The organism is Alteromonas sp. ABM1_013 (assembly GCF_056160505.1).
On record NZ_JBSWXH010000003.1, the window covers coordinates 503,059 to 517,001 of the forward strand.

A 13,943-nucleotide genomic window follows, 5' to 3' on the forward strand; every position below is an offset into this window, starting at 1 on the left:
AACCACCTTTTAAGGCTGATAAGGTAGAGAAGATTGATGAAGGATAATGCGAATTTTTCCGTCTTCACATTGTTTGAAAACAAAGCTCTTGTTTACGAAGATATGGCTGTCGTCTTCGCCGATAAAGTGTACGTTACACTGAACAATGGCAAGTTCACCATTCAAAATAAAGTCTTCTTTGCTGTACCAAACCTTCACCCATGGCTTCAATTTAAAGCCATTATCGTTTGGATAGTCGCTATTACCGCCTACGAAATAAGATAACGCGCCTTCTTTAGTTGGGCGAAATGTTTGCGAGCCGAAAGTAAGCGTAGGTTTAAAGAGTACTTTTCCATTATCGTAGTCGTAGTTATCTGACAGCACTTGTGAAGCGAATGCTTTTACATCGCCACCTTCAGCGTGCACTTTACCTACCGCTACTACATTGTCGCACCAAGTTTGTAGTGCGCTATGAACCATTTCTTCTGTGAACATGTTATTTCTCCTAAGACGATGTGTAATGTTATATTGTATCAATTGATTTGTTTACAATATCGATAAATTGATGAATTGTAACTGTTTATCCGTGATAGTCATTTTCTATCAGTAAGCGCTTAGACCTGCCGACTGCATAACTTTAACTTTTCCAATAAGACAAGCTGTTATCTGTTAGACATTAAAAAATGGTAATCATTCCTAATCTAATCTTCTGTCTTCACCGTTACAACGTTATCTGATGTCGAGTTTTTAAGCTCGTACATCTTAAATGCTTAGACTTATTGTGGAAGGTTTGGTCATGAATGACGTTACACAGCTAATATTGATGTATTTCAGTATATTGCTGCTACCGCAGGGCCGAGGGAGTCTTTAATTCAACAGCCGTTGCTACCGTTTTAAAGTTTTTATCTATATGTAGAGGAGTTGATAAGAGGCATGAAAGCAAAAGAAAAAAGTTCACGAGAAAAAACGACGTTGTCTTCAGATGAAGAAAACCAATCTGATAGTAAAGCGGACGTTTCACATCAGGATGCAGAAGCTGCGAGCCCTTATGCATCATCTGTTGCAGGTGAAGAAGACCCAGGTGTAGCTCTTGAAGAATGGGTAGAAAGCAACAAAAAATGACGCTTCAATAGTAAATGATAAAAGGCCACGCAATACCTCAAAGACAGGGGGCGCTTTTGCCTGGTTAGCCTCCACTAGACCAGAATCTAGGTCATGTGGTGCCCTGTTGCTTTACAAAAGTTAAAGGCACCGCCGCGACATAAAAGAGCGCTCTATAAAACACAGCGGGTAAATACCGCAGCTTCGTACAAAGTTACTGATAATTTAAAAGCCCGCTTAGTATTTACGACGTTTGAGCCCCGTCTCTGCCAGTATTTTTGCTGAGATCTCTTCAATTGAATACTTAGTGCTATTCAAAAACGGGATCTTTTCCTTTCTATATAAGTTCTCTACTTCACGAAGCTCCATTCGACATTGTGGCAGCGATGCATATTTGCTGTTTGCACGGCGCTCTGAACGTATTTGATGGAGTCTATCCGCTGCAATCGTTAACCCGAAAAGCTTATGTTTAAATCTACGTAAAGCAGGAGGGAGCTTTAGCATGTCGCCCATATCTTCCTCTGTGAAAGGGTAGTTGGCTGCTTTTATTCCGTATTGAAGCGCTAAATAAAGGCTTGTGGGGGTTTTACCCGAACGGGATACCCCGGTAAGTATGATATCGGCTTCGTCGTAGTCTTTTAGGTTAGAACCATCGTCATTAGCCAACGCGTAGTTCACGGCTTCAATTCTAATGTCGTAGGTGGTTTCGTGGATACTATGTGTACGATGTTTTTCTGGTTTTGAAGGAACACCCAATACTTTTTCTAGTGGCGCGACAAATTGATCGAGAAAATTATAGTTAATGCCTACGGATTTAGAGATTATCTTGCGAATATCTACATTCACAATTGTATAAAAAACGAGCGGCCTTTCTCCGGTGTCTTGAAAACTTTCAGAAATTTGCTGCAAAACTTTGTGAGCTTGTTCCTCAGTTTCAACGAAAGGAATAGTGTTGTGATTGAAAGAAACGGGAAACAGAGAAAGCAGGGCGTGGCCAAAGACCTCTGCGGTGATGGCTGTACCATCTGAAATATAAAAAGCTGTGCGCACAACATATCCTTAACATTGGTGTAATTTTATTACAAAAGTAATAAAGGGTTTACTTTCTGAATTTCCCCATTCTAAGATGATTTCGTCGAAAAGCTACACGGTTCTTGTGAATGACGGCAAATTTCAAAGGTTTGCTGTCAAACGTAATGGACAGCGTTAACAGTGGTTTTCGCCACGTATCGACAACAATTTGATGAGTTTCAGGTGATAAAAAGCACAAACCTGAAATTAACCTCATACCCTACACATAAAAAAGCTGGAGGCTTGGGCTGTGCAAGAATACGTACTTTGGTATCAAGAACTGGGCATGCATGATGTGGGTCGCGTAGGCGGCAAAAATGCATCATTAGGCGAGATGATCTCAAACCTGGCGAACGCCGGTGTGCAGGTGCCGGGTGGTTTTGCTACCACCGCCGAAGCATTTAATGAGTTTCTAGAGCAAAGCGGCCTAGAAGCGCGTATCCACGAAGTCTTAGACTCGCTAGACGTAGACGATGTGAATGCACTTACCGAAGCGGGTAAAAACATTCGTCAGTGGATCATCGACACGCCATTTCAAGGCAAATTAGAAGAAGAAATCAAAACTGCCTTTGTCACGCTTCAAGGTGATGCAGGTGAAGAAGCATCATTTGCAGTGCGTTCTTCGGCTACCGCAGAAGATATGCCTGACGCGTCATTCGCAGGGCAGCAAGAAACTTTCCTAAACGTTAAAGGTTATGAAGCCGTGCTGGTGGCTATCAAGCACGTATTCGCATCACTGTTTAACGACCGCGCTATTTCTTATCGTGTTCACCAGGGCTACGACCATAAAGGTGTAGCGCTATCTGCTGGTATTCAGCGCATGGTGCGCAGTGACATCGCTTCATCGGGCGTTATGTTTACTATCGATACAGAGTCTGGTTTTGAGGACGTTGTATTCATCACCAGTTCATTCGGTTTAGGCGAAATGGTGGTACAGGGTGCGGTTAACCCTGATGAATTCTATGTTCACAAACCAACGCTAGACAAAGGCTTACCTGCAATCGTTCGTCGTAACCTAGGCAGCAAGCTTACTAAGATGGTGTATTCAGATGATGAAGCTCACGGTAAACAGGTATCTATTGTTGATATTGATGCTGCCGACAGCAAAACTTTCTCATTAACCGACGATGAAGTCATGGAGCTTGCTAAGCAGGCACAAATTATTGAACAGCACTACAAGCGCCCAATGGACATTGAATGGGCCAAAGACGGCGCAGACGGCAAACTTTACATTGTTCAGGCTCGCCCAGAAACAGTGCGCAGCCGTGAAGACTCACAAAGTATTGAGCGCTTCCAACTAAAAGGCCAAAGCAACATCGTTGTTGAAGGCCGCGCAATTGGTCACAAAATTGGTGCTGGTGTAGCGAAAGTACTTGATTCAATTGAAGAGATGGACAAAATCCAAGCGGGTGATGTTCTGGTAACTGACATGACAGACCCTGACTGGGAACCTATCATGAAGAAGGCGTCTGCCATTGTTACTAACCGTGGCGGTCGTACTTGTCACGCGGCAATCATTGCTCGTGAGTTAGGTATTCCTGCGGTAGTAGGCTGTGGTAACGCGACTGAAAGCATCAAAAATGGCGACAAGATTACTGTGTCTTGCGCTGAAGGTGACACCGGCTTCATTTATGGCGACGAACTAGAGTTCGACGTAGTGACATCACGTATTGATGCCATGCCTGACCTTCCGCTTAAAGTGATGATGAACGTGGGTAACCCAGACCGCGCATTCGACTTTGCTCGCTTGCCAAACGCAGGTGTTGGTCTTGCTCGCCTTGAATTCATTATAAACCGTATGATTGGTGTGCATCCTAAAGCACTACTTAATTTCGACAGCCAGCCTGAAGAGCTGAAAGAAGAAATTAGCGACATGATCGCAGGTTACGAATCACCAACCGAATACTATATCGAGAAATTGGTAGAAGGTATTTCAACCATTGGTGCAGCTTTCTCACCAGAGAAAGTTATCGTTCGTATGTCAGATTTCAAATCGAACGAATACTTCAACTTGGTAGGCGGTTATCAATACGAGCCAGACGAAGAAAACCCAATGTTGGGCTTCCGTGGTGCAAGCCGCTATATTTCTGAAGACTTCCGCGATTGTTTTGCTCTCGAATGTGAAGCGATTAAACGCGTTCGAAACAAGATGGGCTTAACCAACGTAGAAATCATGATCCCGTTTGTTCGTACCCTAGAAGAAGGCCGTCAGGTCATCGAGCTTCTTGAAGAGCAGGGTCTTAAGAAAGGTGAAAATGGCCTTCGCGTTATTATGATGTGTGAACTACCATCAAACGCATTGCTTGCTGATAAGTTCCTGGATATCTTCGACGGTTTCTCAATTGGCTCTAATGACTTAACGCAGCTAACGCTGGGACTAGATCGCGACAGCGGCCTTATTGCACACTTATTTGACGAGCGTGACGAAGCGGTGAAAGCACTGCTTTCAATGGCAATCCAAGCTGCGAAGAAACGCGGTAAATACGTGGGCATTTGTGGTCAAGGCCCATCTGACCACGAAGATTTCGCCGCCTGGTTAGTAGAAGAGGGTATCGATTCCGTATCGCTTAACCCTGATACTGTGGTCGAGACATGGCTATACCTTGCTGAAAAGCATGGCTAAAATACAAGCGCAGAGTTCTATATTTGCAAGGTGACTTGCCAGTGTAGCGCTCAGTAGATAAGAGTTAAAAAGAGACCTTTGGGTCTCTTTTTTTGTTTGGGCAACTGTAACAGTTCGTGTCGGTTTAAGTAAGATTTATGCCAGCTTCACATTCCTCAAAAAAACTATGGTTATTTCCTAAAAGTATGCGCTTTTGAACATTGTTTACATGACTTTATGTAATTTAAAATGTAATATTACAAAGTGACTTTCACTTTGAATCTTTCATTAATAAATAACTTGGTTGAATTCTCATGGCACATAATGACAGCGCGGTTTCAGTAAATAATTCCGAAGAAAATGTTATGCAGGCTGGCTCAGTAGTGGAGCAGTTGGCGCAAGCTCAAAAAGAAATTAACGAACTTAAGATGCAGCTGATGTGGATGGAACGCAACTACGAATAAGTATTGCCTTTCAAATTAGAAGTGGAACTAGCGTTGATTGATTACAAGAATAGCTCTATCTTTTGTAATCTTTCAGGGTAACTTTCAGTGAAACTTTCAGTTCTGCTTTCAAAAAAAGGGTAATCACATAATTTGGTGATTACCCTTTTTTCTATCAATCTTCACCTTTACCGCAAAAAGCCTTTTGCGGTAAAGGTAAGTTTCTAAGCTTTTAGCTGGTTACCGATAGGCAACTGACGAATACGCTTACCACACGCAGCGAAAATAGCATTACACAAAGCTGGCGCATATACCGGCGTTGCAGGTTCACCCACACCAGCTGGCGGTGCATCACTTTCGATTACTTCTACGTCTACTTCTAGCGGTGAATCGCTCATACGCGGTACACGGTAGTTGTGGAAGTTACTTTGTTGTACGCGACCTTTATCAAAGGTAATACCGTCACTGATAGCGGTCGTAATACCGTAAACCGAGCCACCTTGAGTTTGGTTCTTAACCGTATCGGTGTTAACTACAGTACCTGCGTCAATCGCTACCCATGACTTGATCACGTTGAGATCGCCAGCGTCAGACACTTCAACTTCAACCACTGTAGCTACATAAGTTAAGAAGCTGCGGTGCGCTGCTATGCCAAGGCCGCGGCCTTTAGGCATCTCTCGCCCCCAACCTGCCATATCAGATACTTTTTCGATGACATTGCGCAGGCGGCCGGTATCTAGTGGATAAACAGATTTATCGCCCCAATAGTTGTTGTATTCGGCTTTTTGCTCGGTAACATCAATAACTCTGTCAGGACCGATAACCTCTAAAAGGTAATCCTTAGCATCTTTCCCTGCCTTGTGCGCCGCTTCATTGATAAACGACTGAACGGCAAAGGCGTGAAAGATATTTGATACAGAACGCATCCATCCAATACGTGCTTTTGCTGGTGCTTCACCGCGCTCTAACTTCATATTTGGCGTTAGAATAGGGTTGTCAGTAAAGCCCAAATCTAGCTCAAAGCTAAACGGTGCGTTTGCACCTTCTTGGAAGGTTGAAGCAATAGGAGAAAACGCAGTTCTGTGAAGGTATGCGTCAATCTTACCGCTTTCATCTAACGCCGCTTCGACATGTTGGGCCGACACTGCATGATAGAAACCGTGTTGAATGTCGTCTTCACGGGTCCACTGAACGCGAATTGGTTTGCCCGTCTTCATTGAAAGGTATGCTGCTTCAGCAGAAAAATCAGGCTTAGACTTACGACCAAATGCGCCGCCTAGCATGGTTACGTGAACATTGATTTTTTCTTTGTCCATACCCACCATAGCGCCCACAGTTTCCATATCAGCCTGTGGATTTTGTGTTGCAGCCCATACGTCAACGCGGTCTTTGTAGTACATGGCAGTCGCACATGGCGGCTCCATGGGGGCTTGTGCTAAATGGGGCACGTAGTAGTCAGCAATAAGCTTGTCGCTGGCTTTTTCTAAAACGCTTACCGCGTCGCCTTTTTCTCTAACAAGGGCTTGTGGCGCATTTACCGTGTTAAGCAACTGCTTTTTAAAGCTTTGTGAATTATAGTCGCCGTTTGCACCATCGTCCCAAGTTACCTCTAGTGCCTTGCGGCCTTGCCACGCCGCCCATGTGTTGTTTGCAATAATTGCAATACCACCTTTAGGCTGGAACTGAGGTGCACCTTTAGGGGCAGGCATTTCTATAACGTCGACGACACCGTTTACTGCTTTAGCCTTGTCAGCGTTAAAGCTTTTTACTTTTCCACCCACTACAGGCGGGCGCTCAATAATGGCAACAAGCGCTTTAGGCTCACGAACATCGGCGGCAAAAGTGGCTTTGCCGGTAACGATATCTTGAAGGTCAATGTGCGCCATACCGGTATTAATGTAACGCCATTCTTTTCTATCTTTAAGGGTAAGCTTATCTGCTTCTGGCGGCGTAATAGTCAGTGCATCATCAATTAAGTCTTTATAGGCAAGGGTTTTACCTGAAGTGTGGGTTACCACATGTTGCTCAGCAACACAGGTATTTGGCTCAACACCCCAACGCTTGGCTGCAGCATGTTGCATCATATAGCGAACGCTGGCGCCCATTTCACGCAGGCGCTGCATATTAAAGCGGATACTGCGCGAGCCATCGGTGTTTTGGTCACCGTATTTAGGGTCGCCTTTGCCCTGAATAACAATAACCTTATCCCAAGCCGCTTCCATTTCGTCTGCCACAATTTGAGCAATTGCGGTACGAATTTGCTGACCCATTTCACTACGGTGGCAGGTAACTTCAACCATGCCGTCTGGGCGAAGTGCAATAAACAGGTTTGCGCGCTTTGCGTTTTCTGCTGGCTTAGCCAACACGCCTGCCATAGCGCGAGGAGCACCGCCCATAAAGTAAGTACCAAGAACTAGAGCGCCTGCTGCAGCTGTCGATTTTAAAAAGCTGCGACGATTCATATCGAAATAGGTGTTCTCACTCATGCTTCTTCTCCCGCTTTGCTTGGGTCAAAGTAGCCAACGCCAGCAGTACCACTTATTGACTTCGACGCTGACTTAATAGCTTTATGTATGCGAGGGTAGGTGCCGCAACGGCAGATGTTGCCAGACATATTCTGGACAATTTCTTCGTCGCTCGGTGTTGGGTTGGTGGATAACAGGCTTGCTGCCTGCATAATTTGTCCGCACTGGCAGAATCCGCATTGCGGAACTTTATGTTCTACCCATGCTTTTTGAACGGGGTGGTCGCCGTTTTCACTTAACCCTTCGATAGTCGTAATCTTTTTGCCTTGAACTGCGGACACAGGCAATACGCAAGAGCGTTGTGCCATGCCGTCTATATGGACAGTACAGGCGCCACATTGCGCCATACCACAGCCAAACTTAGGTCCTGTAAGGTTTAATTCGTCACGAAGGTACCACAACACTGGTGTTGATGGGTCACCAGAAAATTCGTGTTTGTTACCATTAACGGTAAACGTGATCATGGTCTTGTCTCCATAGGTAAGCGATAAAGATGAACTACCCAAGCAGTACTGTGTTATCTGAACACACTACAAAATTCATACTTATACGGTTACATTGCCTGATGATACGAACTATCTAAGATGCTGAACATGCAGAGATATATGCCACTACTATTATTATTAAAGGCTTCGCAATTGTTATTTTAAATTACGTTAACACGCATTTAATCGTTACGCATTTACATAAGATTAAATGTTAAGTGTCTGCGATAAAATAACGCAGTAATTGCGACAGACATTCTTTTGAAGTAAGAGGAATGTGAGTTGAATGAGCGAAGCGAGTATGCGATTAGGGTAGAAAAAACTTTGGTAAGCGCTATCGAAGCTTTCGCATAAGAAGAAAACGGTCTATTTTGCGTGCGCTCATTGTCATTGTTCGCTGACTATACTTAAGCCAGCCACGTGCTCTCGGCCAGTCGTAACTCAACAGTACTAAACCTGCTACGACAAATAGGATAGAGCCAGGAAGTAGTGTTAACACAATTCCGCCGACAAATAAAATTGCTCCCAGAGTAAGTCTTAGTATACGCATTTGCCTGAACTCGCCTTAAAATATTTGATGTCTTTAAGTGTCGCCCAACTTCAACGGTTTGCCAATAATAAAAATGTAAATGTTTGTGCCTGTCTAGTATGAGGGAAAGCCTATTTCAACATTAGAAAATAATATTGAAGGGCTGTTATTAAAAGGCAAACACAAAGTAAGCCACGTACTATTGTTGAATAAATAATCGTTTAAAGGCCCAAGTCTTGTGATCAAGCCGAATGCGGTGGAAAGCGCGCTGGAAATGCAGTACAAAGGGGCAAAGACAGAGTAATAGTTAGCGCTATACCACAGGGTTCTTTGAAAAAAGATCAGTGTAAAACCGTAAACTATAGCGCAACTATTGCTTAGGAATTCACGCAACGAAGTTTTGCGTAACAAAAACAAATATAAGAAAGAGACCAATTATGGCTGAACAACAAGAAAGACAACCTATCAGTGAAGAAGAACACGGGAATTGGGTAAGAGAGCAGTTTCAAAAAGCAAATAAGTTTCTAGCAGAAAACGGTGTATTGTTTGACACTGTTATCACTGAGGATAGCCGTTACTTAATGCCATATTTGGCGGTTTGGAAGATTAAAGCAATGGACGGTAAGTTTTACTGGGTAATTAGTGGCGACTTACCTTCTGATTACACTTCAGTGGACAACGCTAAAAATGCGAAAGAAGTACTGCGCCATTTTTCTATGCATTGGCAACTTAAAGCAGAAAATTTGATTAACGCTAAAAACGCTGATGAAAGCCAAAAGGAATTTGGTGCACTCTTAATCAATAGAGCAGAGAATTTGTTTGCCATGCAAAACACCCCAGAGCTTTGGGCGTAACAAGCAAGGCTTACAATCAGGTTATGTCGCGCTGGGTTATGCTAGGTAAAAAGCAAGCTAGTGAAGCTGGGTAACGTCTGGCAGAGGAAATCGCTCTGCCGGACATTGAAGCCTTTGTCTGGGAACGCCCGCGTCCATAAACACGTTTCCGTCCGGTTTAAACCCAATAGATTGGTGATACGACACGCTTTCCAAATTACAGATAACTTTGATTATGGGAAGGTTATTTTGTTTAGCTGCTGCAACTAAAGCGCCAAACAAAGCGCGGTAAACAGGAAGTGTTCTGTGACAGCGCTTAACGGCAATACGGCCAAGTTCACCTTTTTTCGTCAAGCGCCCTGTAGCAATGGGTTCATTTTGATCGTTGACTATCAACACATGGCACGCCGAGCTGTCGTGTTCGTCGAACTCGCTAGCTTCCGGTACTTGCCACTCTAAAACAAATACATGTTCCCTAAGTGCTTTAAGTCGATGTTTATCCTTTTCCCAATCGACGTTTTGTATCGTAAACGCCATATTTTCCTGTTAATCCTCGGCCCATTCCCAATAACCATTATTAATAAGTGTAGTTAAGGTTTCTAAAAATGTAAAAGAAGGCGCATCTTGGCAACATGTTGCGTTCAAAACCGTACCCGATGCTAGCACTTCGAACCATTCTTGGTCACTTTTCGCAAAAGTGAACTGACTTCCGTTTACATAAAGAGCGCGCGGTAAGCCACGTTTGCCATCACAAATTAATGCGCGAATACCGGGCGCAGGAGCAAAGCTAATCCCTGCCGCGAATTCATTTGCAATTTGCTCTAAGGTGACTTCATCGTCGAGAGGGAATTCCGGAACACCTTGCTCACTCATGGCTTCTAGAAGAGAAAGAGTGAAATCTTCACTATTAATAGCGTCTATCAGGTGCTGTTTTAGTGCTGCAACATCGTTAGCATTCACTAATGCGCTGCTAGATTGTATTGTTCTGCCAGCATCGGTAAAGCGGTAATTTCCATCACCTTTATCCAGCATCATTGCCAAGCTTTCTGCCAATTGCAGATTGTCTGGTGCGCGATAGCCCACTGAGTAGGTCAGGCTGTCTTCAATCGTAGCGCCATCATGAGGCCAGCCCGGCGGCACATATACTACATCGCCAGCTTCACAAATAACGTCAATAACAGGTTCAAAACCTTCAATTTGTCTTAGTTTCGGGTGTGGGCAGACTTCTTTGTAGTCTGCAGGTTTACCTACACGCCAGCGCCTTTTTCCTTTACCTTGTACAAGGAACACATCGTATTGGTCGATGTGAGCCCCAACACCTGCTCCATTTGTTGCGAAGCTTACCATCAGGTCGTCTAGTCGCCAGTTAGGAACAAAAGAAAAAGGGGCAAGGATTGGCGCAACGTCCGGTACATACTTATCAACGCCTTGAACAAGTAGCGTCCATTTACCCTTGCATGCTTTTTCGAAGTCGCTAATTGGCCCTTGTTCAACGTGCCAGTTTCCTTGGTCATTGCTTATGATTCGAGCGTCGACATCTGACTCTTGTGCGAGCCCTGCCAAGTCGTTTTCATCTATAGGATCTGCAAAGTTTGGAAAAAAATTCTTTATTACCACAGGCTTTTGCTGCCAGTAATGCTTTAAGAAAGTCTCAGCATTAAAACCTGCACCTGTTTGTGCATCAATAAAGTAAGTATTGTCGTTGGTGCTCATCGCATCTCTTTTTTGTAAGCCAAAATTAGTGGTGTTTCCTCGCAAAGCTTAGTGAAACTAATTACACAAAGCGCGGTTTACATATGAGTAAAGCACAAGTTAGCGCAAAGCATAGACGAAAGCGTAAAAATAGAACTAAGGCGAGGTGATAGTGTAAAAGCGGCATTATCAATTATTGAAAAAGGGATTGCCACCTTATTGTCTGAAAAGCTTAGCGAGAATATTGGTTGGTATTGATGATAAACATAGGCTAGCGTACAGAGCATTAAAAAGAAAAAAATTATAAAGCAAAGATAAATACTTGTTGCTCAAATTGTATTTTTACCCTTGTGCCTATCTAGCAGATGTAGGCACTCAATACTGCCGTTTTCACTTTAATCTTCGTGTTGTAAAGCGCTAGTGGGCCCACTTGATTTGTTAAAATCCGAATTGAGCTTTGATTACCGTTATTAGACCCACAGTTATTAGATTCATAATGTTTAACTGAACCTTCGGTTGCTGGGAGGTCACTTTTTATATTACCTGTGTTTAGCGCGTGGTAAGTTTTTTCACATATCGCAATAGTGTTAGGAGCGGTGTACTGTTCTAACATTGCTGCTTTGTTCACGGTTGCTCCCCAGATATCAAAGCCTGACGATACGCGAGAAGAGTAACCTGTCAGTAGAGCACCGGCGGCAATACCTGAACGTAGCTGACAAGACGAAGACATCAATAAAGTGTGGCTACTAACAAGATTGCGTGCCTTTATGGCAAAATCCATCGCACAGTGTGCTACGTCTTGAAGTACCCGAAAAGGTTCATGTTGATAAGCGTTGTGGAGGTAAGGTTTAGCAAAACTAGGTTCACTGCAAAACCCCACGGCAATATATTGATCGCCGTTGGTTTTTAGGGGCACGAGCGCTAAATCGTATGCTGTTTCATCAAACTGGCTAAATAGCGTTTCCACAATACCCGTGCACATAGTGTCACCGTATTGCTTTGCTAAACCTTGATAATTCGACAGGTCACAAAAAATGACAACGGCGCATTGCACTTCGTGTTTTATGCTTACAGCCTTATTATCACCGCTTTGTACATGGTCAGCATTTCGTAAGGGGTTCGGGAAAGGGGGCTTTGAAGTCAGACTGCCTTGCTCACTAGGCGTGACATGACCTTTATCGTTATTTTTGCGTAAGTCCATCTACATGCTCCCAATTAATATCCGTTTAACGGTTAAATAAAAAGTAGGTATAAAAAAACGCGGTACTTTTGACCGCGTTTTTAGTGTAGTGGAAAGGGTTAGCCCTTATAACTGATCTACCAGCCTGATCGCGTCACCAATGTAAGTTGCCGGCGATAAGGCTTTCAGCTCAGCCTTAGCCGCATCTGGCATATCTAAATTATCGATAAACTCGGCGATAACCTCAGCATTTACTTTCTTACCACGCGTTAACTCTTTAAGTTTCTCATAAGGCTTTTCAATACCGTAACGACGCATTACCGTTTGGATAGGCTCTGCTAATAGTTCCCAGTTATTATCTAGCTCGTTAAGCAAGCTCTGCTCGTTAACTTCTAGCTTACTAATACCTTTTAGCGTGGCTTGATAAGCGATAACTGCATATCCCACACCTACACCAAGGTTGCGAAGAACCGTTGAGTCAGTTAGATCGCGTTGCCAGCGAGAGATTGGCAGTTTAGCAGCAAGATGGTCAAATATAGCGTTAGCCAGACCTAAGTTACCTTCTGAGTTTTCAAAATCGATAGGGTTAACTTTATGCGGCATGGTTGAAGAACCGATTTCGCCAGCAACAGTCTTTTGTTTAAAGTGACCGAGTGCAATGTAACCCCAAACGTCACGATCGAAATCGATAAGTATGGTGTTAAAGCGGGCAATAGCATCAAACATTTCAGCGATATAGTCGTGAGGCTCGATTTGCGTAGTGAACGGGTTCCAGGTAAGGCCAAGTGAGGTAACGAACTTTTCTGAAACGCCGTGCCAGTCTACATCTTTATAGGCAGACAAGTGTGCATTGTAGTTGCCCACAGCACCGTTAATTTTTCCAAGCAGTTCAACGCCCGCAATTTGACTGCGCTGACGCTTCAAGCGAATAGCCACGTTTGCCATCTCTTTACCCATAGTAGTAGGAGAGGCTGGCTGACCGTGGGTACGGGCCATCATAGGTACATTCTGATAACGCTTAGCAAGTTCTACTAGCGCTTCGATTAATTTGTCACAGTAAGGAAGAATAACCGTTTCACGGGCTTCACGAAGCATTAGGCCGTGTGAAAGGTTGTTAATGTCTTCAGACGTACACGCAAAGTGAATGAACTCGTTAACCGCAGAAAGCTCACTGTTGTCTGCAACTTTCTCTTTAAGGAAGTATTCAACAGCTTTTACGTCATGATTTGTAGTGCGCTCAATTTCTTTGATGCGCATCGCATCTTCAACGCTAAATTCCGCTACTATTTTGTCTAGTAGTGCATTTGACGTGTCTGAAAAGGCAGGAACTTCTTCAATTTGTGGGTTAGTAGAAAGCATTTGTAACCAACGTACTTCTACTTCTACACGGTATTTTAACAAGCCGTACTCACTGAAAATACTGCGTAATTCTACGCTTTTGCCAGCATATCGACCATCGACAGGGGAAATTGCAGTTAACTGACTCAGTTCCACCTTAAGCTC

The 13,943-nt window shown here is 43.8% G+C and carries 13 protein-coding genes; 4 read left to right on the forward strand and 9 right to left on the reverse strand.

Translation table 11 applies throughout. The features are described 5' to 3' along the window. Positions 1-9: 9 nt before the first annotated feature. Positions 10-474, reverse strand: a complete 465-nt coding sequence (locus ACXAGK_RS10525) for a hypothetical protein (protein WP_474807083.1) — start codon at positions 472-474, stop codon at positions 10-12. Between the two features lie 438 nt (positions 475-912). Here ACXAGK_RS10525 and ACXAGK_RS10530 point away from each other — a divergent pair, with 438 nt between their 5' ends. Continuing rightward, positions 913-1,101, forward strand: coding sequence for a hypothetical protein (locus ACXAGK_RS10530; RefSeq protein ID WP_474807081.1), 189 nt, complete (start codon positions 913-915; stop codon positions 1,099-1,101). A 216-nt stretch (positions 1,102-1,317) separates the two neighbouring features. Here the strand turns inward: ACXAGK_RS10530 and ppsR are convergent, their stop codons facing one another. Next, a complete protein-coding gene (gene ppsR, locus ACXAGK_RS10535; RefSeq protein WP_049586695.1) occupies positions 1,318-2,130 on the reverse strand; it encodes a posphoenolpyruvate synthetase regulatory kinase/phosphorylase PpsR in 813 nt (270 codons plus the stop codon). A gap of 271 nt (positions 2,131-2,401) precedes the next feature. On the opposite strand from ppsR, the gene ppsA reads away from it, so the two are divergent. Next, a complete protein-coding gene (gene ppsA, locus ACXAGK_RS10540) occupies positions 2,402-4,774 on the forward strand; it encodes a phosphoenolpyruvate synthase (RefSeq protein WP_474807079.1) in 2,373 nt (790 codons plus the stop codon). Between the two features lie 293 nt (positions 4,775-5,067). Continuing rightward, positions 5,068-5,217, forward strand: coding sequence for a hypothetical protein (locus ACXAGK_RS10545; protein WP_474856211.1), 150 nt, complete (start codon positions 5,068-5,070; stop codon positions 5,215-5,217). A gap of 203 nt (positions 5,218-5,420) precedes the next feature. Here the strand turns inward: ACXAGK_RS10545 and ACXAGK_RS10550 are convergent, their stop codons facing one another. The 3 genes from ACXAGK_RS10550 to ACXAGK_RS10560 form a co-directional block, all read right to left on the reverse strand. After that, positions 5,421-7,682 (reverse strand): molybdopterin cofactor-binding domain-containing protein, encoded by a 2,262-nt coding sequence (locus ACXAGK_RS10550; protein ID WP_474856212.1) that lies wholly within the window; start codon positions 7,680-7,682, stop codon positions 5,421-5,423. After that, positions 7,679-8,185 (reverse strand): (2Fe-2S)-binding protein, encoded by a 507-nt coding sequence (locus tag ACXAGK_RS10555; RefSeq protein ID WP_474856213.1) that lies wholly within the window; start codon positions 8,183-8,185, stop codon positions 7,679-7,681. The genes ACXAGK_RS10550 and ACXAGK_RS10555 overlap by 4 nt, the downstream gene beginning before the upstream one ends. Before the next feature lie 355 nt (positions 8,186-8,540). After that, the gene (locus ACXAGK_RS10560) at positions 8,541-8,756 is read right to left on the reverse strand and encodes a PGPGW domain-containing protein (protein WP_179983293.1); all 216 of its coding nucleotides are present in this window, start codon (positions 8,754-8,756) and stop codon (positions 8,541-8,543) included. A gap of 416 nt (positions 8,757-9,172) precedes the next feature. On the opposite strand from ACXAGK_RS10560, the gene ACXAGK_RS10565 reads away from it, so the two are divergent. After that, positions 9,173-9,589, forward strand: a complete 417-nt coding sequence (locus tag ACXAGK_RS10565) for a DUF4826 family protein (protein ID WP_474856214.1) — start codon at positions 9,173-9,175, stop codon at positions 9,587-9,589. Between the two features lie 57 nt (positions 9,590-9,646). Here ACXAGK_RS10565 and ACXAGK_RS10570 read toward each other — a convergent pair whose 3' ends face one another. From ACXAGK_RS10570 to purB, 4 genes are all read right to left on the reverse strand, one after another. Beyond that, complete coding sequence (locus ACXAGK_RS10570) at positions 9,647-10,105, reverse strand: GNAT family N-acetyltransferase (RefSeq protein WP_474807069.1); 459 nt, start codon at positions 10,103-10,105, stop codon at positions 9,647-9,649. A gap of 9 nt (positions 10,106-10,114) precedes the next feature. Next, entirely contained in the window at positions 10,115-11,281 is a 1,167-nt protein-coding gene (locus tag ACXAGK_RS10575; RefSeq protein WP_474856215.1) for a cupin domain-containing protein, read from the reverse strand. A 337-nt stretch (positions 11,282-11,618) separates the two neighbouring features. Beyond that, entirely contained in the window at positions 11,619-12,461 is an 843-nt protein-coding gene (locus ACXAGK_RS10580) for an adenylate/guanylate cyclase domain-containing protein (RefSeq protein WP_474856216.1), read from the reverse strand. A 105-nt stretch (positions 12,462-12,566) separates the two neighbouring features. Continuing rightward, the gene (gene purB / locus ACXAGK_RS10585; RefSeq protein WP_474856217.1) at positions 12,567-13,934 is read right to left on the reverse strand and encodes an adenylosuccinate lyase; all 1,368 of its coding nucleotides are present in this window, start codon (positions 13,932-13,934) and stop codon (positions 12,567-12,569) included. Positions 13,935-13,943 lie beyond the last annotated feature (9 nt).